The organism is Burkholderia sp. Bp9142 (assembly GCF_003853415.1).
In the GTDB taxonomy this organism is placed as follows: domain Bacteria; phylum Pseudomonadota; class Gammaproteobacteria; order Burkholderiales; family Burkholderiaceae; genus Burkholderia.
In genome coordinates this window covers 172,337-197,164 of the sequence record NZ_QTPP01000003.1, presented here as the reverse complement: position 1 = coordinate 197,164, position 24,828 = coordinate 172,337, and the positions used below count along the sequence as shown (strand labels likewise).

The 24,828-nt window shown below is 60.5% G+C and carries 23 protein-coding genes; 3 read left to right on the top strand and 20 right to left on the bottom strand.

The features are described 5' to 3' along the window. Window positions 1-99: 99 nt before the first annotated feature. Window positions 100-1,218: a branched-chain amino acid ABC transporter substrate-binding protein gene (locus DIE22_RS05155; protein WP_124495404.1), complete on the bottom strand. Its 1,119-nt coding sequence runs from the start codon at window positions 1,216-1,218 to the stop codon at window positions 100-102. 813 nt (window positions 1,219-2,031) lie between these two features. On the opposite strand from DIE22_RS05155, the gene DIE22_RS05150 reads away from it, so the two are divergent. Then, window positions 2,032-2,652 (top strand): hypothetical protein, encoded by a 621-nt coding sequence (locus DIE22_RS05150; RefSeq protein ID WP_124604658.1) that lies wholly within the window; start codon window positions 2,032-2,034, stop codon window positions 2,650-2,652. Window positions 2,653-2,907: 255 nt separating this feature from the next. Here DIE22_RS05150 and DIE22_RS05145 read toward each other — a convergent pair whose 3' ends face one another. The 10 genes from DIE22_RS05145 to DIE22_RS05100 form a co-directional block, all read right to left on the bottom strand. Next, complete coding sequence (locus DIE22_RS05145; protein WP_185640548.1) at window positions 2,908-3,129, bottom strand: SymE family type I addiction module toxin; 222 nt, start codon at window positions 3,127-3,129, stop codon at window positions 2,908-2,910. Between the two features lie 835 nt (window positions 3,130-3,964). Continuing rightward, on the bottom strand, window positions 3,965-4,519 hold the full coding sequence (locus DIE22_RS05140; protein WP_124604657.1) for a hypothetical protein: 555 nt from the start codon (window positions 4,517-4,519) through the stop codon (window positions 3,965-3,967). Window positions 4,520-4,625: 106 nt separating this feature from the next. Continuing rightward, a complete protein-coding gene (locus DIE22_RS05135; protein WP_124604656.1) occupies window positions 4,626-5,441 on the bottom strand; it encodes an aspartyl/asparaginyl beta-hydroxylase domain-containing protein in 816 nt (271 codons plus the stop codon). A 31-nt stretch (window positions 5,442-5,472) separates the two neighbouring features. Then, complete coding sequence (locus DIE22_RS05130; protein WP_124604655.1) at window positions 5,473-6,549, bottom strand: 2OG-Fe(II) oxygenase; 1,077 nt, start codon at window positions 6,547-6,549, stop codon at window positions 5,473-5,475. Next, window positions 6,546-7,865, bottom strand: coding sequence for a class I adenylate-forming enzyme family protein (locus DIE22_RS05125; RefSeq protein ID WP_185640547.1), 1,320 nt, complete (start codon window positions 7,863-7,865; stop codon window positions 6,546-6,548). Before DIE22_RS05125 ends, DIE22_RS05130 begins: the two co-directional genes overlap by 4 nt. 76 nt (window positions 7,866-7,941) lie before the next feature. Next, on the bottom strand, window positions 7,942-8,982 hold the full coding sequence (locus DIE22_RS05120; protein ID WP_124604653.1) for a radical SAM protein: 1,041 nt from the start codon (window positions 8,980-8,982) through the stop codon (window positions 7,942-7,944). Further along, window positions 8,983-10,107: an alpha/beta fold hydrolase gene (locus DIE22_RS05115; RefSeq protein ID WP_185640546.1), complete on the bottom strand. Its 1,125-nt coding sequence runs from the start codon at window positions 10,105-10,107 to the stop codon at window positions 8,983-8,985. Window positions 10,108-10,205: 98 nt separating this feature from the next. After that, the gene (locus tag DIE22_RS05110) at window positions 10,206-11,045 is read right to left on the bottom strand and encodes a hypothetical protein (protein WP_124604651.1); all 840 of its coding nucleotides are present in this window, start codon (window positions 11,043-11,045) and stop codon (window positions 10,206-10,208) included. A gap of 1 nt (window position 11,046) precedes the next feature. Beyond that, entirely contained in the window at window positions 11,047-12,405 is a 1,359-nt protein-coding gene (locus DIE22_RS05105) for a radical SAM protein (RefSeq protein WP_124604650.1), read from the bottom strand. 49 nt (window positions 12,406-12,454) lie between these two features. Continuing rightward, window positions 12,455-12,814: a hypothetical protein gene (locus tag DIE22_RS05100; protein ID WP_124604649.1), complete on the bottom strand. Its 360-nt coding sequence runs from the start codon at window positions 12,812-12,814 to the stop codon at window positions 12,455-12,457. An 840-nt stretch (window positions 12,815-13,654) separates the two neighbouring features. Here DIE22_RS05100 and DIE22_RS05095 point away from each other — a divergent pair. After that, entirely contained in the window at window positions 13,655-13,981 is a 327-nt protein-coding gene (locus DIE22_RS05095; RefSeq protein WP_124495263.1) for a hypothetical protein, read from the top strand. A 589-nt stretch (window positions 13,982-14,570) separates the two neighbouring features. Here the strand turns inward: DIE22_RS05095 and DIE22_RS05090 are convergent. The 5 genes from DIE22_RS05090 to DIE22_RS05070 all read right to left on the bottom strand — a co-directional run bounded on the left by DIE22_RS05090 (window position 14,571) and on the right by DIE22_RS05070 (window position 19,958). Further along, complete coding sequence (locus DIE22_RS05090) at window positions 14,571-15,263, bottom strand: CBS domain-containing protein (RefSeq protein ID WP_124604648.1); 693 nt, start codon at window positions 15,261-15,263, stop codon at window positions 14,571-14,573. 351 nt (window positions 15,264-15,614) lie between these two features. Then, the gene (locus DIE22_RS05085; RefSeq protein ID WP_124495261.1) at window positions 15,615-16,502 is read right to left on the bottom strand and encodes a carbohydrate ABC transporter permease; all 888 of its coding nucleotides are present in this window, start codon (window positions 16,500-16,502) and stop codon (window positions 15,615-15,617) included. A 1-nt stretch (window position 16,503) separates the two neighbouring features. Then, a complete protein-coding gene (locus DIE22_RS05080) occupies window positions 16,504-17,436 on the bottom strand; it encodes a carbohydrate ABC transporter permease (protein ID WP_124495259.1) in 933 nt (310 codons plus the stop codon). Then, window positions 17,433-18,470 (bottom strand): ABC transporter ATP-binding protein, encoded by a 1,038-nt coding sequence (locus DIE22_RS05075; protein WP_124495257.1) that lies wholly within the window; start codon window positions 18,468-18,470, stop codon window positions 17,433-17,435. Before DIE22_RS05075 ends, DIE22_RS05080 begins: the two co-directional genes overlap by 4 nt. 93 nt (window positions 18,471-18,563) lie before the next feature. Then, window positions 18,564-19,958, bottom strand: coding sequence for an ABC transporter substrate-binding protein (locus DIE22_RS05070; protein ID WP_185640545.1), 1,395 nt, complete (start codon window positions 19,956-19,958; stop codon window positions 18,564-18,566). 283 nt (window positions 19,959-20,241) lie between these two features. On the opposite strand from DIE22_RS05070, the gene DIE22_RS05065 reads away from it, so the two are divergent. Next, window positions 20,242-20,562 carry a hypothetical protein gene (locus tag DIE22_RS05065; protein WP_124604647.1) on the top strand — a complete coding sequence of 107 codons (321 nt, stop codon included), beginning with the start codon at window positions 20,242-20,244 and terminating at the stop codon, window positions 20,560-20,562. Between the two features lie 686 nt (window positions 20,563-21,248). Here the strand turns inward: DIE22_RS05065 and DIE22_RS05060 are convergent. From DIE22_RS05060 to DIE22_RS05045, 4 genes are all read right to left on the bottom strand, one after another. Next, window positions 21,249-21,542 carry a GYD domain-containing protein gene (locus DIE22_RS05060; RefSeq protein ID WP_124495396.1) on the bottom strand — a complete coding sequence of 98 codons (294 nt, stop codon included), beginning with the start codon at window positions 21,540-21,542 and terminating at the stop codon, window positions 21,249-21,251. A gap of 370 nt (window positions 21,543-21,912) precedes the next feature. Continuing rightward, a complete protein-coding gene (locus DIE22_RS05055; RefSeq protein WP_124495394.1) occupies window positions 21,913-22,425 on the bottom strand; it encodes an OmpA family protein in 513 nt (170 codons plus the stop codon). 84 nt (window positions 22,426-22,509) lie between these two features. Next, window positions 22,510-23,778: a diguanylate cyclase domain-containing protein gene (locus DIE22_RS05050; protein ID WP_124495253.1), complete on the bottom strand. Its 1,269-nt coding sequence runs from the start codon at window positions 23,776-23,778 to the stop codon at window positions 22,510-22,512. Beyond that, entirely contained in the window at window positions 23,775-24,482 is a 708-nt protein-coding gene (locus tag DIE22_RS05045) for a YfiR family protein (protein WP_124495251.1), read from the bottom strand. Before DIE22_RS05045 ends, DIE22_RS05050 begins: the two co-directional genes overlap by 4 nt. Between the last annotated feature and the right edge of the window lie 346 nt (window positions 24,483-24,828).

The following is a 24,828-nucleotide window of genomic DNA, read 5'->3' as shown; positions in this document are numbered from 1 at the left end:
GGGCCGCCCCTTGGCCGCGCGCTGGGCGGATGCGCGACCAATACGCACGCGCCCCGTCCGGGTCTCGGACAGGGCGGGTGCGCGGGCGGGTACTCCGTGTTACTTGGCGGCGGTCTTCGTCGCGTCCTTGTGCCACGTGTAGACGACGAACTTGAATGCCTTCAGGTCGCCCGGTGCGTCGTACGCGACCTTGCCGATCGGCGTGTCGAACGTCGTCTTGTGCATGTACGCGGCGACCTTCGTCGGGTCGGTCGTCTTGGCGCCCGCGATCGAGTCGGCGATGATCTTCACCGCTGCGTACGCCGGCATCTGGAACGGGCCGTTCGGGTCGCGCTTCTTGTCCGCGAAGGCCTTCACGAGGCCTGCGTTGGCCGGGTCGGCCGAGAAGTCCGCCGGCAGCGTGACCAGCATGCCTTCCGAAGCCGGGCCGGCGATCGCCGTCACGTCCTTGTTGCCTACGCCTTCAGGCCCCATGAACGTTGCCTTCACGCCCTGCTCGCGCGCCTGGCGCATCAGCAGGCCCATTTCCGGGTGGTAGCCGCCGAAGTAGACGAAATCCACGCCTTGCGACTTCAGCTTCGTGATGATCGCCGAGTAGTCCGAATCGCCGGCGTTGATGCCTTCGAACAGGACGACCGGGATCTTCGCGGCTTCGAGGTCCTTCTTCACCGACGACGCGATGCCCTGGCCGTACGACTGCTTGTCGTGCAGGATCGCGACCTTCTTCGGCTTCACGTTGTTGATGATGTAGTGCGCGGCGGCCGGGCCTTGCTGGTCGTCACGGCCGATCGTGCGGAAGATGAAGTGGCGCTTCTTGCCTTCGGTCAGCTGCGGCGCGGTGGCCGACGGCGTGACCATCACGATGCCTTCGTTCTCGTAGATGTCGGATGCCGGGATCGTCGAACCCGAGCACACGTGGCCGATCACGTACTTGATCTTCTGGCTGACGATCTTGTTGGCGACGGCGACGGCCTGCTTCGGTTCGCACGCGTCGTCCATCATGACGACTTCAAACTTGTTGCCGCCCGCACCGCCTGCCGCGTTGATCTGTTCGATCGCGGTCAGCGCGCCGGCCTTCACCATGTCGCCGTATTGGGCGACCGAGCCGCTCATCGGACCAGCGATGGCGATCTTCACGGTTTCCGCTTGCGCGGCGGCGGCGCCGGCGGCGAACAGCACGGCGGCGACGGAAATGGACGTAAGACGGGACAGCGTCATCAGGAGCTCCTCGATGTTGTTAGTCATACGGGCAAAGGCGGCATGACTTGCGCAATCGAACAGCACCCGGGGCGAGGACATGGGACACGCCCGAGACACATGAAGACGGACCTGCGGATGGATGATGCGTAGCGGGGCCCGGCTCTTGCAGTCCCCGAAGGGGACGTCTGGTTCGGAAAGACATCGTGATGCGTCTTGCATTGCGCAAGCGTTTCGCCTGCCCCGCTTGCCAAATCGCTAGTTCGGAGGGATGGTCCGACAGCCGTTGGCAAGGCAGCCGAAATTATATGGGCGTTTTTAAATCGTCTGTCAAAAATGCCTGCTCTATGAGGGAAAACACGGAGAAACTTACCGGGGTTGGGGTGGCGCTCTGGGAGCAACTGGGTGGGGGGTGGCAACGTTTGCCGTGGGTGCAATCGGGTTGCGATTTTGGGTGGGTTGATGGGGCTGTTCCTTTCTGGATAAGGTGTTTGGCGATTTTTGGACTCGCGGTGTGTGATCTTTTTGGTTTATAGGGTCCGATGTATTTAAATCAATCGACTGAGGATTGCGTTGGCGTGCACCGATGCGGGGCGCTGGGTTGAAGCGGTCAATCCTTCTGTCTTCTGACACATTAGGCCGACACGAAAGCTTGTTGTTATTTTTATGAAATAATTCGAACTCGCCTCTGCAATCCAGCCAGCCTTCCTGCGTGTCGCGTCCGCCGCGCCTCGTAGTCGCTTCAGGGCCGCTTCGACGCCCCTCCGTCGCCCAGCCGCCAGCCAGTGATCTGCCGTTTTTTCTCTCATTGCATATCACCCGGTTCGGATCCCGATGAATCCTCCTCTCCGTTTTTCTTCCGCTGCCGCGCTTGCTTGTGCGCTTTCTGTTTCTGCCGCCGCCGCTTCGGGCCGCGATTCGCTGGTCGATCGTTCAGGCAGTGCCAATGTGTTTCGCTCGGAACGTCGGGCCGCGGCTCGGGATAATGGGCGCGCGACACGGACGACGCCGCGCGTGAAGTACGCGGCACCGGTCGAACGTAGTCCGTTCGATACGCCTGATACGCGGCCATTGCAGGTTTCAGGCGATACGCTTCAGCCGCAGCCCTCGGGTGAACATGAATCCGCCGGTTCCGTATGGCCTTCGAATCGCGTCGCGCTCGGTGCGGGTGGGAGTGATAGCTTCGGGCGCACGTTGCCTAGACACGAACAGCTCGAGTTGAACTGGAATGAATATCTGCGGGCCAATGGGTCACAAGCTCCGGGCGGCAGGAGCCCGTATGCGCCGACGCGGCCTTTCGATGCAGCGCGCGGTCCGCACAGCGCGCCGAATCCGTACGATCCGTCGGTGCCGCAACCGGAAACGCGGACGTTCTATGACGACGGTGCGGGTTCCCATTGCACGGCTACGGGCGGTGCGGGGACGTCGCGGTCTTCTTGCAATATTGCTTGGTGATGTTTGGTGGTGGCCGATAACGGCTGCCCTACCCGGCGCGCGTGCGACTCCGTGCGACACGGTCGCATACAGCGTTGAGGCTCGCCTTTGCGAGAGTTGAAGTTTAGCTAGGCCGCGCGTTGGTGTCTGCGCGGCCATTTCTATCGCCGATTCATCGGCGATCACGGTCTGGATGTAGTTGATCGCGCCACACTAGCCGATTGGTTGATCCGCGTCCTGATGAATCGAGCGGATGTGCAGCGCGGCCGCCCTATCTCACATCGACGTAATGACCAGCCTTCCCGGCTCGACCGCTATCCGCACCTTTTTGCCCGGATCAAAACCCACGTCTTTGACCAGCCACATTCCGCCGATCTTCATATACGGATAAAACGTCTCGGGCCTGACGCTGTAGTTTTTCGGAACACCCCAGATTTCCTGGACCGTCACGAAGCGTTCCGTAATCGGGGGACGTGCTTTATCATTCGCCTTAGCCATGGGCAACTCCTGTTCAGTTGGCTGTGGTCAGCGGGTCGTGAGTGTTGGTAGCACTTGCGGCCCGCGCTCGTTTACTGCGGCGTTTCAACGCTTTGGATTCCTCCTTTGTTTCTGTTTCGAAGAAGGCGATGCTTCGGCGAGGCTTACTGGTTGCGTCGCGTCCACTCGCTCGCGCGATCAGCATCTAACACTTCCCATTAGACCATCGCCAACGCCAAATATTGGCGGCTTGTGCGAACGTTAGCCATTGGGCATAGCCAGTCAATTTCGTTTGCGAACTTGCAGCGCTGGTGTAGACGGGAAAAGTGAACCGAGGCAGACGTCGATCGGGTTCGGAACGCGACGATTCGAAACAGTTCGAATGAATTGGCTTCACTCACGGCAGGAGCACGTTTCGATACAGAAGCAACTGTTGCCTGGTCTTTTCGGACTTCCGGACACAAGGAAGTTGTTCGCTGGAAACCTTTGCTTTCTATACCTTCTACAGACCACAATCGACCCGTTGCTGCCGTTGGCGACATTCCTGCCGAATGGCCGTTGGCCATTGAACGCCGGCCGCTTATCGCGATGCTCGCCCAGGCCAGTTTGCCGTCGAATAGGGCGACGCCCACGATCACGTTTGCAGAACGCGATCAATCGCAGGCAGAGTGCCCGTATCGTCAATTTCGTGTTCGATTTGTCGTACCTGAACGGCCATCGAGGTCGCCAACGCGTTTCCCGGCGGCTATTCGGAGGGTCGTTGCGCAACGCGCAACGACTGGTTTGCCAAGGTGTGAATCCGTCGTGTACCGGCTGAGTATCTGGCTGGCGCCGCAGGGCAGCGCCAGCCAGATACTCAGCCGGGCCGCAGAGCGATGTGGAGGCCCGGGATACGGGCAGTCAGGACATCCACGAGTTCAGCCACCACGTCATAGTCTATTGGCGCGGTCGTTTCAAAGTCGATGGTCGTACCGGTCGTGTCCGCACGGCCGAGCCTCTTTGGGGGGGCGACCGGTGTACCGTAACGATAGTTCTGCTGCCAAGCTTGACCTTCTCGCATGCTGATGAACTGAAAGGAAGCACAAGCAAAGTTGGCAAGCGCTGGCCCCACTGAACCGTGCTCATGCCAGATATGCTCGCGAAGTACCGATTCAACTTCCGGCCTGGACGGCAGACACGGATAGAAGCTTGTAAGTGCGCGCTCCGCATGTGAAAGCTCAAAGCCTTGATCGGGTTTAAGCCGCATGCCCCTTCCCGTATCGGTAATACGGCCTCTCGCTGCACGGAGTTCAACGGTAATGATCGCGGCCGGCGAGTAGCTATACTCGACAACACTGAGGGCGAGAAGCTCAGCGCAAACTTCATTCGGCGTCAGCCGCCTTGACATTTGGCGTATCGACTCGACGTCCATAGTTATCGTTTCCCCAAATTCGACAGGTTCCGCGTTTCACGCCGCATTCCAACGGTACCGTACAGTCTAACGATTCCGAGGCCTGGCGACTGTGCCCCGGCTCCAACTAGTACTTTGGGACACTTTGATCATCGTCAGGAATTTTGCCAGGGGCCAACCCGGTTAAAAGGGAACGCCAATGGGGACGCATATGATGTTGGCGAATCGTGCGCATCACAAGTGTCAGAGCGTCGACTTCAAAACCACTAAGTGCGGGGTGGAAAATGTCAAAGAGCAAAATGACGCGGGGTTCCTCCGCCTCGTTCCACACCTCATGTTCGAACGTATCGTCAAATATCGACACCTCGTTCCGTCGCCACGTTCGAATCTCTTCACCGACGCGAATTCTGGACCTTTCGTTTGTGACCAACGGTAAGTGACAGCGTAGATGGGCATTAGTAAAGCCGTAGTGAGGCAGAATGTGCGTGCCGCCTGCGATTACCGAGAAATAAGTCATACCCGCGGACGTTGCGCCGGAAATCGGTGCCAGCGCCTGCAGCGTCATGGGAAAGGCTTTGGCATTCTCACGGTCAGGACGTCCCATACACGAGAGATAGCGCACGGACCAACGGCCCAGCACCTTTGAGCTATCTTCAGTCTCGCCCATTTCCACGCCGCCTGCGCTTTCCAATTCTTCCAGGATCCGCGGTGCCGCAAATTCGATTGCTTCGCTCCACGAAAATTCCTCTCTATCCCACCATTCCCTGGTCGCAAGATCGGGAAAATACACCTTGGGTCTTTGGCACCTCGCATGTCCAGCGATCTCGTCGCGCGCGGTTATCGCGAGTCCATCGAGAATCCGGCGAATCGATTGCCGCTCGATGCCCTTCTCGGCGGTCCATGCTTCCAGGCTGGACAACGCATCTGGGATCCATTGGTTCATCAGTGACACGGCTCCGGTTTGATACTCGCGCTCAAGATACCTGGACTTTCGGACGCCATCCCATCAATACGCCCAGCCGCTCCAGTCTCGATTCAGGGTCGAGCTGATCGCGCACACGTTTTGAAGCAAATCCGGTCAACGAACACCTCCGTGCATCACCCGCCGAAGCGTCCACTCTATTGATAAAATGTGCCGTTCCCGCCTTGATCATCACCAGCCGATTGGGGCGCGGCACTATCGCCGTTAGTTCGGATTGAGACTGATTTAATGCGGCTTCGAGAGCGAAAGCCGGGTTCCCCGACGCGCTGGCGCCCACGCCGAGATCCCGGTCGAGAAGCATCAGTTCCCCGCCCCACGATGGCCCCCATTCCTCATGTAGATAGAGAACAAACTCGCCGCATCGTCCTTCTCCGGTGTCATTGTGCCAACCGAGCCGAGCGCCGGGCGGATACTGCCAGAATGCGAAGCTGACGATGGTCCAATCTTCGCCCGCCCGACCATATACTGTCGGCGTATCGCGAACGGCTCGAAGGATCGAAGCGATGGGAGCATCAGGGTCACCTGGGGGCGCGTGCGTGTCATGCGCCAACACCTTGCCGCTCGAGCGAAGCGCAAAGCCATCCAGAGCCGGGGAAACCACACTGGCGATTCTCGTGTATTTCGCATTACACATGGTTTCCTTGAGTGCAGCGAATTCATCGACAGAGAGAAAGTCATCGATGATCCAGTATCGCTCGCCACACGAAGAGGCCCGCCTGACCTCACCGCCGGGGAGATCGCGACTGGCTTCGTCCCGGTGCAATACTTCTGCCATGACCTGTGCCACATCGTTCACCGAAATCGTGTCGGCCAGTAGTAGAGCATCGTCAAATCGGATGCGAAGCAGATCCTCCAGATCGGTGAGAAGCGTCATCCATGCAAGAGAGTCGACCCCAAGATTCTTGAGTTCGTCATAGCGCATTGCAGGCGAGAATAGAAATTCAGCGAACGAAGGTCTACCCGCCGGTCGAGGCTCGGGCAGGAAGAGGAGTCTGGCGATGAGACCGACGCATATTTCGACGCTGGCCGACGGAGTTACTCGGCAAAACGGTGAGCCCGGCGCATTCATGTATAGCCACCTCGAATCATGCGAACCAATTCACGGCGATCGAGCTTTCCAACCTCGTTGCGCGGAAGCTGCTCGACGATGAACGCCCGACACGCAACACCGGAACGGGCAAGCGGGTCTAGCACCGCGATCACCTGTCCGGCCACAAGATTCCGGCTCTCGGCAACAGCGTATAGCTCCTCGATCTCTGGGCGCACGATACCCGGCAGAGCGAGAAAGGCCACGGCCTGAACATCAGGGAGGGCGGAAAGCGCGGCCTCATACGGCGCAATATCGACAAACCGACCATTGACCCGCAACGGACCCGCCTTGCGCCCGACATAGTGAACGACGCCGCCGATTGTTCGATCCACCAGGTCACCGGTTCTCCATTCGCGGTTCGATGGAGGCGTTTCTCCCACATACCCTGACAAGGGTGACGGCAGCCGAAGCACAAGTTCACCCGCCGATCCCGGCGCCGGCTCCACGATGTCAATGGCGTCGATCGGATTGCCGATTCCCGCCAAGCCAATAAAGGTTCCACCGGTTTCGGTGGAGCCGTACCCAAACGTGGGCGAAATTCCAAACCGTTCCCTAAAACGGCGGCTCAACTCATCGGTCATAGTTCCGGCACCCACAAGGGCAGTCACCAATCTCGGGGGGCCCAGCGGACGAGTCTCTGTCACCAGCCGTGCAAGCGGTGGTGTCAGCACCAGCGTAGAAATTCCACCTGCGTCCACTTCCGCAGCAAGACGAGACGGTATCCGGACGGGATCGACGAGAACGTGACAGCCGCAGAGGAGCGAACTGACCGCGACACCTGACCCGAACGAATGCGTAACAGGCACCGGGACACGCACTGCATCCGATCGCCTCAGGCACAAGCCACGCTCATACCCAGCTGCCTCGATCAGCACGCTGGCGACGCTGCGCCTGACAACCCTTGGGTGAGCGGTCGAACCTGATGTCAGATGCAACATCGCTGTCTGCGCAAGGCCCCTATGATCCGGCATGCCATTTCCAGGAGCGACACGAGGTCCGGCTGTCACGACGAAATCGCAATAGGGAATTGGCATGCCATGAGGCACCGGAAAGGGAATCGCTTCGACGCGCCACGCCGCGACCATCGCCATCAGCGTCTCGGCCGCGGATAGCCCCTCGAGCGCCACGACGTCTGCTGCACGAACGTGTGCCTCATCGAGGCATCGAGAGAGAATCGACACGAATCCGTTCCGCTCACCCACCGGCGATGCATCGATGCATGCGCCGGAACGGCACGCCATGTCGGCCAGGCACCGTCGACTGTCGGAATGGTTCGGGTCTGCGTTTTCGGTCAAGGCCCGGTATCGCTCGACAGCCCGATCATTGGCATGAGATAGGTTGGGCGGTTCCATGGAGTACGAAGGTTGCGAGTCACAACTTTTCGACAGGATATTGAGGCTCTTTCGCGGATGAGGTCCCACGAGCCGCCTCGAGCGGCAACGTCACGTACAGCGAACCGCGCGTGCGCAGCCCCGCGGATCGAACGATTTCGTGAACATGGTCGACGGTTACCACGAAACGACTTCTTCCATAGATCAGGTAGCTGTCCCGTCGTTCGGCCGGGGAGAAGTTGACGGTGAGCACATTGGCCCCTGCCTGAAGTCCACGGCTCTGGCCGGCCACTCCGGCACGTTCTAGCGCGCTGACGGACGGAATCAGGATTGTCGGATAGGCGAGGCGCAGGCATGCGATGATATTCAACGCGAGATCCACGTCGCCGGGACTCACGCTGCCAAGAGGTGTGTCGCTCGCCGGAATAAACGGGCTGACGCTGCACATATCAACACCGAGCTCGCCAGCCAGCTCCAAGTCGTCAAGAATGCTGTCGATGGACTGCCCGGGGAGACCGGAGATGATGCCGGTACCCACCCTGTAACCGAGGCCGATGAGCTCACGCAAGCACGAGAGCCTGTACCGCAAGGACTCGTGTCGAAGCCTATGGTGCAGTTCGGCATCACTGGTTTCATGCTTGAGGATATAGCTGGTGGCGCCCAGTTCACGTAGCCGCACATATCGCTCACGTCGGAAGCAACCCAGATTGAGTAGTATTTCGACCTGTCCGTCGAACAAATCGACGATTGCGGGTATGGCTTCCTCGACGGCAAGCAATATGGAAGTCGTCTCGCCGCCCTGAAGCATGACTACGTTGATCCCCAACTGTCGAACGGCGCGAGCAGACCGAACTATCTCTTCGCTCGACAATGAAAAGCGCTCGTTGTGTGAAGCGTTGTCGCGTCGCATGGGGCAATAATCGCAGTTCACGCGGCAGGTATTGGTGATCTCGACCACTCCTCGCAATACGACTTCGTCGCCGAAGCGCTCGAGGCGAGCGGCGCGCGCCAGTTTGAATAGCTCCTCCTGCTCTGCGCCGCGCGCAAGGAGATAGCCTCTCAGCTCGGATCTGCCAGGCATCTAATCGACCCTCCACTGTCCGCTCTCGGTCCCGAGATCAAGTGCGATGACTTGCTCTGCCACTAATCCGGGATCGACGTTTCCGATGAATGACCGAACGATGTCGTGAAGCGTTGGAGAAAAGCGAATCGGAATGCGCTTGCCATTGACCGCTACAGTGATATCGCCGGGTTTAACGAGTTCGTGGTGCAAGTGAAGTCTTAGCTGTCTCGCTCCCGAGACTTCAATCTGAATGAGCTCACCGGTGAGGATTCGGCCGACAACCGATGCGGTCGGACCGCGCTCGATAGCGCGCAACTCGATCCAATGCGCGCGGCCGTGACTTTCATCGACCGCCTGGTGCTCCACATGCATCGGCCATCTCTGGCGATGTCGTCGAAACAGCCAGCTCACCATTCGATCATAGTGCGGGACACCAGCCGTCATTTGCATCGTGGCAAGCGGGTGTTCACCGTCGGGAATTTCAACGTATGCGAAGTCTCGGTGTCCCATCGCCTGCAGTCTCGACATAAGACCGCGACACATTTCTATCGGTATCTGGGTGTCGGCTGCACCATGAACCACGAACAAGGGAAGCTTGCGCAAATTAGGAAGCAGCGCGTCGGTTTCGCGGTCGGGCCCAAACATCTCCCACATGGAAGCCGCACCGGCAATGGGTAGCGCAGCGGAGAATGCATGCGTAAAACGCATGGCCAGGGCCCAGGTCGCGATCGCACCCATCGAGTGGCCGATGATTGCGCAGCGATCGGGATCCACCCCGAGCGTTGAGCGCGCCCAACGTAACGCCTGCATCGGAAAGTCGCCGTATGTGGGAATCCATCTTGCGTGCCTGAACCGCCGACCCAGCAGTCCGGCGAGTTCAAGATTCGATGTTTTGTCCGGCGCAACTCCCGCTGTCGGGCAAATCACTGCCACGTTCGCCGCTTGAGCGACGCCATGGAAGTAAGCGCACAACTCATCCCCGCGGCTGCCGGCACCATGGAGACACACGACAGCCCCGAGTCGTGTTCCGGGTCGGTAGGTTGGAAGACATACCGTCATGTCCGTTGTGCGGCCCGAATCATCGCTGAGTTGAACCGTGCGGGTTCCGCGCTCCCAGGGAATCGTGGCGTCCTCTGAGAGCATGTCACAGACTTCAATCGCGCCAAGGGACCTGTGCCTGAACTCGTTTACTGCATCTTCGGGCGATTGAGCAAGGCAAATACTTCTCGCCACGCCTGGGTTCATCGCGCCGCACATCGCTCAGCCTCGCTATCTTCGGCGCCCGACGATTCGCATGCCGGCGCGCACGCATCGAACATGTGCAGGCCGAGATATACCGGCGTGCGGCTCAGCCGTCGCGCCCCCTTCGACACAAACGCGATCATCGCCTCGACATCATGGGCCAGGATCGGAAATTCAATCGCTGTGGCGCCGACTGACTGTGCGATCGGCACGACTTCGGAAATCAGGTCGGGGAGATCTTCAACCGACCCGCATGGATTTCCACTCAGTACCAGCCGCCCATCATCCGACACCCAGTAGAAAACCGAACCGCCGTCATGCGACGATGCCACGAGATTCGGGACCATCGGACGGCCCCGTCGGCGGATCGAGATCCGGTTCGCGTAAATCGGAGTGACGAAACCGCGCGCGAGACATTCCGCTGCACACGGAAGCGGAAACTCAAACCGGTGCACGAGCGGGCCGTGTCTTTTCATGCGAAGCATCGCGGCAATCCCACGTTCCGGCTTGCCGGGCTCCACCCATACGATGACACCGGCGTAACCGATAGACCTTGCGTACTCTCTTAGCGCGATCGCCAACTGGATTCCGGCCGGCGAGCCGCGATACGCGGGCGCAACGATGAGTCCTTTGAACAGCAGCCAAGATCCCCATCGCATGCCCCGATGCAATGCAATCAACTCGTCGCCAAAAAAGAGTCCCATCCACGTGTAAAAATCGGGGGCGGCAAGTTCGGTGGTCAACGCCGGAGGCGCGAGCCAGAGCAGTTCGTTCTTCGTCAGCCACGTTGCGTCTGCCGGTGTCATCGCCCTGCACGAATAGGGTGTCGCGGAGCTCATGTCACCCGCCTTGGCGACTGAGTGCCAAATAGGGAAATTTTTCAAGCGCATTAACGCTGGCTTCGGGCGGCAACAGCTTCACCATGCGGCGTGCCGAGGCACGACCAGCCAGTAGATTCATCATCACGGTCGGACTCAGGAATCGTGCGTCCATGTCCTCGATAATCCATCGCACGAGATTCTCATCGAACGGGTAGAACGTCGGGTTCAATAGATCGCGCTCCGCCAGGCGAGTCCGGGTCGCGAGCGATGTACGGGGAAGAATTCGGTATCCCACATGGATCGAAAGCTCGTCGGCGTCAAGCAATTCATTTGCAAATCGAGCGGTGTTCGCGACGCTCTCGCGGGTTTCGCCGGGCCCACCGAACACGATGTTCACCCTCAAACGCAAACTATGCGCCCGGCATCGAGAAATAACGCGCCTGACAGCCGCAAGATTAAAGTTCTTCCCAAGCAGTCTCATCATCCGCTCATCGAGGCTGTCCGGAGATATCACAATCGACTCTACTCCGCTCCCGGCCAACAGTTCGGCAAATTCGTCGTCGAAAGGCATCGGTGAGAAATACGCGGACCACGCCAACCCGTCGAACCTGGAATCTGCAAGCATTCGAACGACGCCCTTTGCGCTCGGTTGGGAGTTGAAGATGCTGTCGGTAAAAAAGATCTGTCTAAATCCAGCAGCATGAATACTCTCGATCTCACGGGCCAAAAGCTCGATGGGCTTTTCGTCGCCGGCGTTATCGCCGCTGATATATGCATATGGACAATAGACGCACCTCTGGAAGCAGGTCTTCCGACGCGTCTCGACTCCGATCATTGAATCCTGGCTATTGGAATAAGCCCTCATCAGCGAATCGGGGTGACACAGCACCCGACTCACAAATCCCGCATAACGGTCGCCCCTCATCACCGTACGAGCGCCGATGAACCTCCGTGGGTTTCTGGCGATCTCGATCATCGTCGTTTCGCCTGGACCGGCTATGCCGACGTCAAGATCGAGCCTCTCGAGCAGACTTGGAGCAAAGAGGCTGTATCCCGGACCTCCAGCAACCAGCAACGGTAGCGCCGACGTGCGAGCGCCCCGAACCATTTCGACAAATTGCTCGTATTCCCGAACATGTCCATCGCATGCCAAGTCGATCGGGTCGATATTCCGAATCGACAACCCGATAATGTCCCACTCCTGGTTAACCCAGCCAAGATCGCGCAACGCACCGGGCCGTTCCACGAAGTCCATCAGTTCGACATCGTGTCCCTCCACGCGCAGAGCGTCTTGGATACATCGGACGCCGATCGGGAAAATGGGTACATTCCCCGGCATCGGAAGGCTGGCGAGGTTGATGAGTAGAATGCGCGCCATTGCCAGGTGTTCAACCCGCTATCGTTGAGCCTCTTGATTGAAACTTCTCTTAGGCGCTTCGCGGTACGAACTTCAAGCCATATGAATTTTTGTCGGGTTTGATTGAGATCCCACACGACGGATCGACAAGCTTGGAAAGAAGATTCGGATCGAGTATCTCGAACAGCGAATCGCAAGCTCTGTCGAAGCGCCCGGGATCTGTTGCGATCAGCAGCTCGATGGCTTCCTTCTCCAGCCTGATATCGGCGCTGTCAAGCGCTTGCCGGGGGGATTTCTCGAGCGCCGACACAAACTCCTTGTCAGCTTTCAGCCGGGACACCAACGCCTCCAGAGAGCGGGCGGCGCTCTCCGCATACATCTTCTTCGCATCGGCACTCAGTTCCGACGCGGTCTTCGTCGAATGCGACATTTCTTTCCTCTCTTTGTCGGAAAAAAGCTTAAGAAAGCTTGGTGCCTTTTGAGGATAGTTAGCGAAGGGCGCGTGTCAAGTCATTTCAACTTTTTTAATGCACCACACTGACAATCTCATCCTCATGCGTCTCTTTTAGGATCACATATGTTCTTATTTCAGCGTTGAATTAATTGATTGGAAATCGTAAGGATCCTGTGCGGGAAGCATAATGACCTGCCCCCTTCAATAGGGCCAATGGGCTTCTAGCAAAGTCCCTTTAAACCAGCTCCTGGAAAGCGGCAGGAGCATCCGCGGTTGCCCGATGTTTCGCCGTAAACTCTGATGGCGAAAGGTAGCGGGCGCATCGGCTACGCTCGTCAATCGGTCGGCCACTTTCGGTTTGCGGTGGCCGCCTTGCGTTAGCTAACCGCCATCCACCGATGTTTGGCGATAGTCCCTTGATGGCCGGTTTCTGTCTTTTATCGATCGCTTACCGATGGGACGACGAGTCCGGCATCCAAGGCCATGCGTATTCGGGGTCCGGAGCCCTTGCAGCTCCTTGCAGCTCCCTGGGCGCAAGCGCACAGGAGATATTGCCTCGAGCAATCAGCCTGCGCCTTCGGCGGTGCACGGAGTGTCACGTCGATGTCGCATCCTAGCGGCCTGCCCGGATTACTACTCCCTGCGGTAGTGGCCTACACTAGAACTTACACGTTCCGCGGGCTCGGTTGCAGCATTTGATGCAATGCAGTGTTGCCGCCGGCCGATTGAAGCGAGCGACTGGCGATACCACGGGCAACGCCGGAGTTATCTGCTGCCTGAGCTCATCTGGAACCGACGTTCAAGGAGGAGTTCATCATGTTGCAAGCCAGTGAAATCCAAAAGCGCTTTACCCATCTGCAGCAAACCGTGAGCGAGGCATCACGTACCTGTCACGCCGACAGGACGATTCCAAAGGAGCTGATCAACTGGATGGATGAGTTGGACAAGGAATGCAAATCGGCGAAGAAGCTCATGGCGTCCAACGATGAAGATCGTATTCGGCAATGCGTCGACGATCTCGAACGAATCGGTGATCGTGCAGAGCGTGCTTGCCAACAGGCCGGCAGTCTTGATGCCAAGATCATGAATGCAGTAAATACGATGCATTCGGAACTTTCCGATCTAAAGCGACAACTGCATTGACGTACCCGACAGCCCCGGTTTCATGTGTGTTTCACGCCGGGGCTGTTTGCCCTTCGGCCCGCACTTTGACACGCCGATAGGCAATATCAACGACCGGACCTTACCGGCACCCGCTGTTTGTGAACACGCGGCGCAACAGTTCGAGCACTTGCACGCGGGTCCTGAAGCAAGGGCACTTTATGCGCTGATGCGATTGGTCGAGGGGCTTGATCCGTCCGTTCGGCAGTGATCGCAGCCGTGGTGGTCGCGCCCATGCGAGCGCGATTGGGCAAGCCCACCCCTAATCCGTGCTCGCGCTCGCAGATCATCAGCGGACCGGAGTCGACCCGAAGCTGCCGTTCCAAACGGCAACAGAATTACGACTGCTCCCGGCAGTACAAAGGACATTCCCTTCATTGTCCACACTGGGCTAACGCATGCCGTAAACGAGCGGCTAACTGAGCACGTTGAAACATGCCGGTCTCTGTCGAACATGGCGGGCGCGGTCCGTCGCGAGCAGCCCGCCGGATTGAATATGACCGTCACGATCTCCGTCATCGATCACCGCGTGCGAATCGACCTGCACGCCCGTCTCGCGACGGCGTGCGGACTACAGCGTCGGAATCACGCTCGGGAACACCAGGTGGCTCTCCACGCGCTTGACGCCGGGCACGGCCTCGGCCGCAACGCGGATCGCGTGCTTCTCCTCCTCGGACTCAATCACACCCCATAGATGCGCGACGCCGTCCTTGACGAGCACGCACTGTTTCGGCAAACTCCAGCGCTGCCCGTGCATTTCCCGGACTATCGCGTCGCGCAGGCTAATATCGTCGTGCGAAGCGGAATCCACAAACGGCGTGACGCTCGCGAGGGCGCGGATCAGGTTCGAACGGCTCACGATTCCGACCAGCTCGCCGTCCTTCAGCACCGGCACGCGTTTGAGATGCCGGCGCTCCATAAGGTCCGCGATCTGATCGAGCGGCATGTCCTCGGAAATCGAAATCACTTGATCGCACATCACGTCGCCGACGAGATGCCCGTGCTCCTTCACATACCTCGCGGCCTGCTCGCGAGGCGATGACAACAGGAATTCGAGCCACCACGGACGCTTCCCGTGGCCAGTGCCGTTTTCCGCGCGATGCAGCAGATCGCCCTGGCAGACGATGCCGACGACCTGTCCCTTCGCGTCGACGACCGGCATCCCACTGATATGGTTGTCGACGAACAGTCTTGCCGCGTCGTGGATCGTCATGTCCGGTGTGGCGGTGACGACGGACGGAGTCATGATGTCGAGTGCGCGCATGATCGCTCCCTCAACGTATCGCGACGGGCCCCCATTTGTTGCACCCGTCGCGTGATTTCGGCAGACGCACCGGCGGCGGGCCGCGCGGTGCTGAGGCGCGTGAATCCGATACTCTACAAAGGCTCGCGCCGTCAGCGATTTAGGCACATGACGGACGAGGTCCTCTTCGCTGCGCAACGCGATCGTGGCGGCAAGTCTGCGCACGCCGTGCCTCGACAACGTCTGCAATTAGTGTGAACAGGCCCTTCCAGGGACACGCCCGAGCTTGTTGTGAAATGCGTCACGCACTGAGTTTAGGTTAACTCTGTCGGGAGATGTGCCAGGCGCCGCATCGAATAGCATTCGGCACCGCTACTTCACAGCCCCTTCGGTAAAAGCGGCCACGAAGCGGTCAAGGAAGACGTTGTAGATCAGCGCGACCGGCAGGCTGACGACAAGACATGCGCCCATCAGCGAGCCCCAGAAGTAGACGTCGCCGCGCACCAGGAAGGTCGGCACGCCAACACTGACGGTGTATTGTGAAGAGTTGGTGATGAACGTGAGCGCATAGACAAACTCTTGCATCACCAGTGTCAAGGTGAAGATAACGACGGTCAGGATACCGGCAGACGAAAGCGGCACAACAACTTTCAGGAATGCGCCGAAGTGACTCAAGCCATCCATCATTGCGGCTTCTACAATATCGCGAGGTACCGCTTTGAAAAAACCCATCATCAGCCAACTGCAGAAGGGCACGGTAAAGCTTGGGTACACGAGCACCAGCGACCACAGCGAATCCTGTAGGCCTAGCGCGCCGATGATGCGCGAAAACGGGATGAAGAGGATGGTGGGCGGGATCAGGTAGGTGACGAAGATGGCGACCGCCAGTTGCCGCCCCCGCCGCCCGGTGAGCCGCGCCAGGCTGTAGCCGGCCGGTACGGCCAGCACTAGCGTGATGATCACCACCACCACGCCCACCAGCAGTGTGTTGACGAGCCAGCGCACATACTGGGTTTCCTGGAACAGGACGCGCAAATTCTCCAGCGTGGGCGGCAGGTTGAACAGAAACGGGTTGTTTGCCGTATTGATCAGGTCGTGCACGTCCTTGAAGGTGGTAATCAGCATCCAGTAGAAGGGAAAGGCGCAGAACACGGCAAAGGAGGCCAGCGTCATAAATGCCGCGAGTTGCGCACCGCGCGCGCGCCAGCGCGCGCTTATCCATGCGGCCTTCCAACCTCCCGTTGCCGAGTCGACAGGCATGTCAGACCACCTCGGCGCGATGCGCCACCGTTAGCAGGAGCGCGACCACCGCCACCAGCAACGGAAACAGGAAGAGCGAAATGGCCGCACCTTCGGCCAGGTCGCCGCCCTGGATGCCGGTGAAAAACGCCAGGCTGGCCAGCACCTGGGTCGTATCGTAGGGGCCACCGCGCGTGAGCACGTAGATGATGATCATGTCGGTCAACGTAAAGACGATGCCGAACAACAGCGCCACCAGCATCACCGGCATCAACAGCGGAATGTCGATCCGGAAAAGCCGCCGCCAGAAGCCCGCGCCGTCCATGGCAGCAGCGTCGTGCAGTTCGTGCGGGATGCCTTGCATGCCGGCCAGGATGATGACGGTGGCGAGCGGAAGCAACCGCCAGACATCCACCACGATGACCGACGCCATCGCCAGATCGGGCTGGCCCAGCCATATCGGCCACACGCCGGGGCCGACCACGCCAAGCGCGCGCAACGTCCAGTTGATGATGCTGTAGACCGGGTCGAAAATCCATAGCCAGCCGATCGACCCCAGCGAGATCGGCGCGACCCACGGCAGCAGGATCATGAGGCGCACCAGCCACTTGCCAGGAAAATCGCGCGCCAGCGCCAGCGCAAGTATCTTCGCGAGCACCACCACCAGCGCCTGTGAAATCAGCGTGAACAGCAGCGCATTGCCCAGCGACTTCCAGAACTGGGGACTTTGCACGACGTGCCGGAAGTTCTCCGCCCCGACAAATCGAGCCGCCTGACTGCCGACCGTGACATCGGTCATGCTGTACCAGATCGACAACAGGAACGGGAAGCCAAGCAACAGCGCGATATAGACGAGCGCGGGCGCCAGCATCAGGGGACCCAGCCAGCGATCGTCCCACGGCGCGTGCGCCATTCCGCGGCCCGAAGTCGGTGGGGAGCTTGGGGACACGTTCATGGCGCACTGGGGACCGGGTCCAGGCTGGCGCCGGAACGCGCGTCGAAGCGGCAGAGATCGGCGCGTCGAACGGCGAAGAGGTGCCGTGTTCCAGCCTGCAGCGCCATGTTTGCCGTACACGGTATCCTGGAGACGACCTTGACCGGGGGCTGCGGCGGTTCCAGCAATCCGTACACGAGTCGATCCGCGCCAAGGTATTCGATGCGCGTGATGCTCACCGGGAGGCGTTCAAGTTGCGCATCGTCGTCGAAGAGCTCCTGTGGCAGGAAATGCTCGGGACGGAAGCCGGTTTCCACGTCGTCGGAGGCGATCAGGTTCATCGGGGGCAAGCCAATGAACGTGGCGACAAAGCGATCGGCCGGATGCAGATAGACTTGTTGCGGCGTGTCGAGCTGACGCATGCGGCCGTGGTCCAGCACCGCCACGCGGTCGCCGAGTGCCAGCGCTTCGATCTGGTCATGGGTCACGTAGATGGTCGTCGTGCCCAGGCGGCGCTGAATCTGCTTCAGTTCGTCGCGCGCAGAGGCGCGGAGTTTGGCGTCAAGGTTGGACAGCGGCTCATCCAGCAGGAAGGTCACGGGATCGCGCACGACCGCGCGCGCGAGCGCCACGCGCTGGCGTTCGCCGCCGGAAAGCTCGCGCGGCTTGCGTGTCAGGAGATGATCGATGCCGAAAAGCGTTGCGGCCCACTCGACCTTGCTCCCGATAGTGTTGTGCGCCGCGTGCTGGGCCTCCAGCGGGAAGGCAATATTCCCGGCCACTGTCAGGTGCGGATACAACGCGTAGCTCTGGAAAACCATCGCCATGTTGTGGGCGCGCGGCGGGAGGCCGGTGACGATGCGACCGCCAACCAGGACATCGCCGGAGGTGGGCGCCTCCAGCCCGGCAATCATGCGCAGCAGGGTGGTTTTTCCCGAGCCGGACGGGCCGAGCAGCACCAGGAATTCGCCCTCGCGCACGGAGAGGTCGATCCCGTCGACGGCGGTGGTGTCGCCGAAGCGCTTCGTCAGCGAGCGGGTTTCCACTGTCGCCATGGCGGTCCGGGTGGTGTTTGTTCTGTGAGGGGCGTGGCGTCAATCGCTGCGGACTGCGGGCGTCCTGCGGCGCCGGCGGCCGTCGACCGCCGTCTACACCAGCCCTCTGGCTTGCCATTTGGCGAAGATCCGCTTGCAGGCGGCCTCGGCGTCGCGGATAGCGTCTTCTGGCGTGGCGTCGCCGGTTGCAGCCCTCGCAAACATGGTGTTGAGTACCCAGGTGTTGAAGATTTCGTCGATGGCGGCGTTGGCATAACCTGGATAGCCGACATTGGTGGCCTGCACCATCAGGTTGCCCAGCACCTTGTACTTGTCGTGTGGCTTGGCCTTGGGGTCGTCCTCGATCATTTTTTTGAGGTCCGGTACGGTGCTGGGGAAGCATGGGAAGTTATAGAACTCGCTGCCGATGAAGCCCTGGCGGAAGTTGTCGATATAGTCCACAAGGAACTGCTTGGCGCCGGCAATGTTCTCGGCGAATTTCCAGATCACGTAGCAGTCCATCACATGCTCCAGGCAGATGCGCTGCGCGGGTCCGCGCAGGGCCTGCGTCAGCCAGATGTCGGGTGTGACCGGAATGTTCTTGTTTTCGCCCTCGCGCGTGATGGAAATGGCGTTCAGGCAGAGTGAAATCTTGCCCGCCAACATGGCGCGGTTGTTCGAGGAGGGATCCCACGCCAGCACTTCCGGCGTCATGGTGTCGCGATACAGTGCCCGGACGTACTTGACCGACTCCAGCGTGCCGGGCGAATTCAACACCACGTTGCCGTGTGCGTCCTGCACGGAACCGCCAAATGCGTAGAGGATGGTGCGCATGGCCATGGCGGTATCCAGTTCGGCCGACAGGCCGATGCCCACCGGAATGCCTTTTGTCTGCTTGATCTTGCGCCCGGCGTTCAGCACGTCGTCCCAACTGTCCGGCGGCGGCAAACCGGCTTCATCCCACAAGTCCTTGCGGTAATTCACGGGGTCCGGTACGAAGCTGTCGGAGAACGCGAAGTACTTTCGGGTCTTGGGGTTGTAGGTGCTGCGCACCGCCAGGTCAACCGGCTTGCCATGCCTGCGCTGGCACTCTTCGTAGATTTCGCGGTGGTCGATCACTTGCTCTTCGTACACCGGAGGCGGTGAGAGGAACATGAAGAGATCGTGCCCCTTCTGGGCCGAGACCTCGGCGGCGGCACGCGTGGCCAGCGCCGGAATGCCGACGTGATCGACGATGACCTCGGTATCGTGGCGCTGACCCCACTCCTTCACGTAGGTGCCGTCGAACCACTTGTCGTAGCCCGGCACGAAATGATTCCACTGAAGAATTCTGAGGGTATGCTTCGTGGCAGCCCGCGCGGGGTGGGGACGGACCAAAGGGGCGAGTCCGGTGGCGAGCGCGGCGGCTGCCGCGGCCTGCAAGAGGCGGCGACGCCGTGAATCGATGAGGGAACCGGCGCAGCACGCGGGAAGGCGCCGGAACGCGGCGATGCGTGGGTTGTTGTTCATGGCCGCCTCGCAAACAAGGATAGAGCCGCATGCGCTCTGTCTGCTTGGTTACGCCTGGGGCGCACGTACCATCACTTTCAAGGATAGGGAACAATCCCGGAAATACAATTAGCCTTCCTTAACTTCTGCTTTCACCGTTCCAAGAGCAAGACTGGGTGAAAAGACCCGCGGGCGGTAACAGTGGCAATCTGCGGCGCAGATATGTTCCGACAAATTGAGAGAGATTTCGACAGGTTGAGTCCGCGCCACCGGTCTCAGCTACGTAAGTCGGCATGATACCCGGATGCTCGATCTGGATTTCGACGCGCTTCACGCAAGGTACGCCTTCCGCAGTGGTAAGGATCGCGCGGCGCGCTTCTTCAGATTCGATGACACCCCAACGATGCACGACACTGTCGCTTATGATGACGTTCTCCCGCGGCAACGCCCAGGGCCACTCGCGCAGCTCGGTCAGCACCGCGTCGGGCAGCTCACTGCCATCTGGCGTTTCCGACGGCATGGTCTTCTCGGGCACCCTTGCGAGCGCACGAATCAGATTGGCCCGGCAGACAATACCGACGAGCTCGCCATCGGGCTGGCGGACTTCAATCGCCGCAAAGACTGATGAAGTAACATTCGACTTCGCCAGTTGAACGGCCGTTTGCTGGATGGAGCCGTCGTCCGAGTGTCATAACGGCAGAGCGAGCGAGTGACTCGTCATGGCCGTTAGTCGCCGGCGGCGTCAGCCGCAAGCGACCGCTTCTGCCGGGCAGCTTTCGCGAAAGCGGCCGTTCATCTCGTGGCGACAAGGGTCGTGGTGGAGCGTGAGAGCACTGTCGGTTGATGCTACGCGGGCGTCAATAGGTAGCCGCCACTCGCCATCGCCGACAACTGGCTGGATGGCGAACTTCGAGCGGTCCCGTTCAGGCCGCTGGCAAACTCGGGCTGCCAAAGCAACTTTTCTCGGTCACACGAGCACGCAACCCACCGCAGCATCTGCAACCGTCACCCCAACGATGCAGCAGCAATACCTGCGCCGTGCCTGACAAGACCTAATACCAAAAAGTACGCTCAAACCTACATCGACGCTTTTAACTCACTCATTGCTTGTTGAAAAGCCTTGCTGTATGACGTCGAATGGCTATGTAGCATTGAGCTTGCAAACTCGGCGAACCCCTCCAGCACATCTAGCGGATCAGTGCTCGGTTGAACTATAGACCCGTGACACCTCGATGCGAATGCAACCAGCCGGCTTCCAAGAGACCTGTCTCCCCTCTGTCGATGGCTGGTTGCATCTCGCGCGTCAAGGCTTCACTTCATGCCGCCGACGATCGTCTCCATTTCCGCTTCGCCGAAAGCACGCATACTGACGGTTCGAACATTGCCTAACTGCGCCAGCATCAGTCCCAGCCGCGTCACGGTTTCGTCGTCGGGCGCATCGAGTGTCGTGACGATGTCGTAAGGCCCAAGCGTCCATTTGAGCGCGCTGACGGTGACGCCCATCGCCTGCGCCCCTTCCTGAAACGCTTTCGCTCGCTGGACCGTGTCTTTCACGGATCGCGCACCTTGGTCAGTCCAATTCATCAATACGATGTATGTCGCCATATTGCCTCCGATGGTTAAGGAGCCCATCCCCGTGTCTCCGTCCATGCACGGGTCGAACTTCACCGGCCGGCCACTCGCGTTTGCGGCCGGTGCAGCTTTCGTTTACCCCGGGATTTGTCGGACGTGTGCGTGGTTGATGCACGCATGCCCTTGATAACTCGATCAACGTAAATAGTATAGAAAGCGAATCAGCCGCCGGCGGGTCAATGATTGCGTCTTGTGCGATACCCGCGTCGCCGCAGATCGCATGTCATGTCGGGACATGTATCGTCATGGCCGTACCAAGACATTCCAGTATCCGTGTTTGCGTGTACAAGCTGACAAGCTTGCCTGCTAGCTGCCCCCCGCTCACACCGCGACAACGCCCCGCTCACCTTGGCGAAACCACGATCGCCGCCCGCCGATTCTGCGCCCTCCCCGCCACCGTCCGGTTATCTCCCACCGGATCGCGCTTCCCCTTCCCGACAACTGCAATCCGCTTCCCGTCCAACCCGACATCCACCAGCTCGATCGCCACTACCTCCGCCCGCCGCCTCGACAACTCCAGGTCATAAGCCTCCGCCCCCTCCTCATCCGAGTACCCATAAACCCGCACCCCATTGATCCCCGCCGACTTCAACGTCCGCCCGATCCGCTCGACAATCCGCCTCACATCCGGCTTCAGGTTATACCGATCGAAATCGAACAGGATCGGACCGCTCGACCCAAACTCGAACCCCTGCCCGGTCTCCTGGAACCCGGCCGACTTCAGCGCCGTGACCTGCGTCTGCGTGAGCCCCCGATGAAGCGGCGGCGGCGTACTGCACCCGCCAAGCAGCAAGCACAGCAGCACCGCGCTCCCGACGCACATCCTCCCAATGCTCACTGGCAACGAGTTTTCCATCATCGACCCCTTCGTACGCGCCCGCATCGCGTGCGCTCCTTATCCCGCCGCCGCTGCCTCGCCCGCAGCGCGAAACGATGGACCTCAAACCGGCCCGGCAACGCCTTCCGCCAACCGCCACGACCCCGGCCGCGCACGCTTGGCGCGGTACATCGCGGCATCCGCCGCGCGCAGCAAGCCGCTCGCGTCCGACGCGTGATCGGGATACAGCGCAACGCCGGCACTCATCATGGTGGCCACCATGCGTCCGTCGGACAGCTCGATCGACGGCACCATGCCGGACAAGATCTCGTCGGCGATCCGGCACACGCTGTCCGCTTCGCGCACAGCCGTCACCATCACCGCAAATTCATCGCCGCCCAGGCGCGCGACCAGATCGGTCTCGCGCACCTGCGTGCGCAACCGCGCCGCGATACCGACCAGCACCGCATCGCCGGCATCGTGCCCGAAGCAGTCGTTGATCTCCTTGAAGCGGTCGCAGTCGAGATACAGGACGGCGACCCGCTGCCCCGTCACCACGGCATCGCAGAGGGCCAGCGACAGACGCGACTCGAACTGCGCGCGATTGGGCAGTCCCGTGAGCGCGTCGTGCGTCGCCTTGTGTTCGAGCGACGCGTTTTCGTCGCGCAGCGTGTTCTGCCAGTCTTCGAATTCGTCGAGCAGCGCATTGAAGTCGTCGCCGAGCTGGTTCAGCTCGGCGATCACCGCTGGCTCGACGCGTCGCGCGAACGCACGCTCGCGCCGCACGGCGTGCGCGACGCCGGCGAGCGCGCGCAGCGGCGCAACGATGTTGCGCAGCAGACGCTTCGAGCTGACGTACGCACCGAGCACGCTGACGGCCAGGCAGCCGAGAATGCCGCCGACGCCGCCGAGCAGGAACCCGAAGAACTGATGTCCGCGGCCACGCACGATGACCTGACCGACGATGACGCCGTCGTGCATCACCGGGACGGTCGCGGGCCCGGGCAGCGCGAGATCGGCGACGCCGCGCTCGAGCCGGGCGATCCGGCCGCCGGCAGGCAGCTTCCAGGTCGCGAACAACTGCCCCTTGCTATCAGTGACCACGACCTGCGCGACGTCCTCCTCGTTGGCGATCATCGCGATCGCCTCGTTCGCCGCGACACGGTCGCCGAACACGAGCGCCGCCTCGACCGTATAACCGAGCGAGCGGGCCAGCAGGGTCAGGTTGTTGCCGGCATAGGCGCGCAGCGCGATCACGGCGACGACGATCAGCGACACGGCGGCCATCGCAACCGCGACGAAGGCCAGGCGCAAATGCGCGCGGCGCAACACGCTTTGCAGCGTCGGGCGCGGCACACGCGAAGACGAAATGGTGGGCGCGGAACGTGTCATGGCGTCAGCGGCCGCCGCGCGAGGTTGAGCACATTCGGATGCACGTGCACGCCACTGCGCGCGACGGCGTCGAGATTGATGTCGAACGTGATGCGCTCGCCTTCGACCGTGAGGCAGAACATCGCGCCCGCGGTGCAGGACGGATCGTGTTCGGCGATCGTCAGCACCGGGCGGCCGGCCAGCGCGGCTCGCACCCGCGCGCGCTCGTCGCTTCCCAGCGTGCCGAGATACACGACGTCGCAGGCGATACCGAGCGCGGCATCGTCGAAGCGGACGCGCTGCACGTCGAGCACGGTCGAGCCGGCCTGCATCGGGTCGGTCAGGTCGCCCGCGTAGTCGGGCCGCCCCGTCACGCACAGATGCAGGCGAACGGGCGTCGTCGGCCAGCGCGTGAAACTGACGATGCCGAGCACGACCTGGCGCACGGCGGAGTCGTGTGATGAAAAGGCGGGACTAGTCGGATTGACGAGGGTCGTGGCGGCGGCGAGTTGCACCGTGTCGACCGGGTCGTCCGTATCGACAGGCGCCCCGGCGAGGACGGCCGGTACAACGCTCAGAACGCAAACGATTGCGATGAACGCGTGGCGCAACGCGGCGACTCGGCCCGACCGGCCGGACGCCGTCCGCGCGGCGATTGCCGCCGCGCCCGCTGGCGTCGATGCGGCTGCATGACTCGCAGCCGTCGCGCACACACTCGCATCCATGATGGAAACATCTGCTGCAGTCGTTCCCGGCGCTGCCCCTGCTTGCCATGCGCGTGCCGGCACCGTATCACGCGCACGATTGCTTCCATCTTAGGTAAAAATTCGTATCCCAAACCAGTGGGATACACCCGCGAATCACTTCGGAACGTATGCTGAATCAGTGCTGCGGCAAACCGCACCGATTCAGCGTCGACAGCGGCAGATTGATCAGCGGATTGTTCAACCGAGAACGTCAAACTTCATACGTTCTTCGGCGGCGCACTACACGCCACGTTCAGGTCGCTCAAGCACGCGACAGGAATTTCGGCTTCCGACACGGTATCGACGGCGTGCGGAAGGCGCTACG

Coding starts and splice junctions, on each gene's coding strand:
- DIE22_RS05155 (WP_124495404.1), bottom strand. CDS start 1,218: ATGACGCTGTCCCGTCTTACGTCCATTTCCGTCGCCGCCGTGCTGTTC.
- DIE22_RS05150 (WP_124604658.1), top strand. CDS start 2,032: ATGAATCCTCCTCTCCGTTTTTCTTCCGCTGCCGCGCTTGCTTGTGCG.
- DIE22_RS05145 (WP_185640548.1), bottom strand. CDS start 3,129: ATGGCTAAGGCGAATGATAAAGCACGTCCCCCGATTACGGAACGCTTC.
- DIE22_RS05140 (WP_124604657.1), bottom strand. CDS start 4,519: ATGGACGTCGAGTCGATACGCCAAATGTCAAGGCGGCTGACGCCGAAT.
- DIE22_RS05135 (WP_124604656.1), bottom strand. CDS start 5,441: ATGAACCAATGGATCCCAGATGCGTTGTCCAGCCTGGAAGCATGGACC.
- DIE22_RS05130 (WP_124604655.1), bottom strand. CDS start 6,549: ATGAATGCGCCGGGCTCACCGTTTTGCCGAGTAACTCCGTCGGCCAGC.
- DIE22_RS05120 (WP_124604653.1), bottom strand. CDS start 8,982: ATGCCTGGCAGATCCGAGCTGAGAGGCTATCTCCTTGCGCGCGGCGCA.
- DIE22_RS05115 (WP_185640546.1), bottom strand. CDS start 10,107: ATGCTCTCAGAGGACGCCACGATTCCCTGGGAGCGCGGAACCCGCACG.
- DIE22_RS05110 (WP_124604651.1), bottom strand. CDS start 11,045: ATGAGCTCCGCGACACCCTATTCGTGCAGGGCGATGACACCGGCAGAC.
- DIE22_RS05105 (WP_124604650.1), bottom strand. CDS start 12,405: ATGGCGCGCATTCTACTCATCAACCTCGCCAGCCTTCCGATGCCGGGG.
- DIE22_RS05100 (WP_124604649.1), bottom strand. CDS start 12,814: ATGTCGCATTCGACGAAGACCGCGTCGGAACTGAGTGCCGATGCGAAG.
- DIE22_RS05095 (WP_124495263.1), top strand. CDS start 13,655: ATGTTGCAAGCCAGTGAAATCCAAAAGCGCTTTACCCATCTGCAGCAA.
- DIE22_RS05090 (WP_124604648.1), bottom strand. CDS start 15,263: ATGCGCGCACTCGACATCATGACTCCGTCCGTCGTCACCGCCACACCG.
- DIE22_RS05085 (WP_124495261.1), bottom strand. CDS start 16,502: ATGCCTGTCGACTCGGCAACGGGAGGTTGGAAGGCCGCATGGATAAGC.
- DIE22_RS05080 (WP_124495259.1), bottom strand. CDS start 17,436: ATGAACGTGTCCCCAAGCTCCCCACCGACTTCGGGCCGCGGAATGGCG.
- DIE22_RS05075 (WP_124495257.1), bottom strand. CDS start 18,470: ATGGCGACAGTGGAAACCCGCTCGCTGACGAAGCGCTTCGGCGACACC.
- DIE22_RS05070 (WP_185640545.1), bottom strand. CDS start 19,958: ATGAACAACAACCCACGCATCGCCGCGTTCCGGCGCCTTCCCGCGTGC.
- DIE22_RS05065 (WP_124604647.1), top strand. CDS start 20,242: ATGCTCGATCTGGATTTCGACGCGCTTCACGCAAGGTACGCCTTCCGC.
- DIE22_RS05060 (WP_124495396.1), bottom strand. CDS start 21,542: ATGGCGACATACATCGTATTGATGAATTGGACTGACCAAGGTGCGCGA.
- DIE22_RS05055 (WP_124495394.1), bottom strand. CDS start 22,425: ATGGAAAACTCGTTGCCAGTGAGCATTGGGAGGATGTGCGTCGGGAGC.
- DIE22_RS05050 (WP_124495253.1), bottom strand. CDS start 23,778: ATGACACGTTCCGCGCCCACCATTTCGTCTTCGCGTGTGCCGCGCCCG.
- DIE22_RS05045 (WP_124495251.1), bottom strand. CDS start 24,482: ATGGATGCGAGTGTGTGCGCGACGGCTGCGAGTCATGCAGCCGCATCG.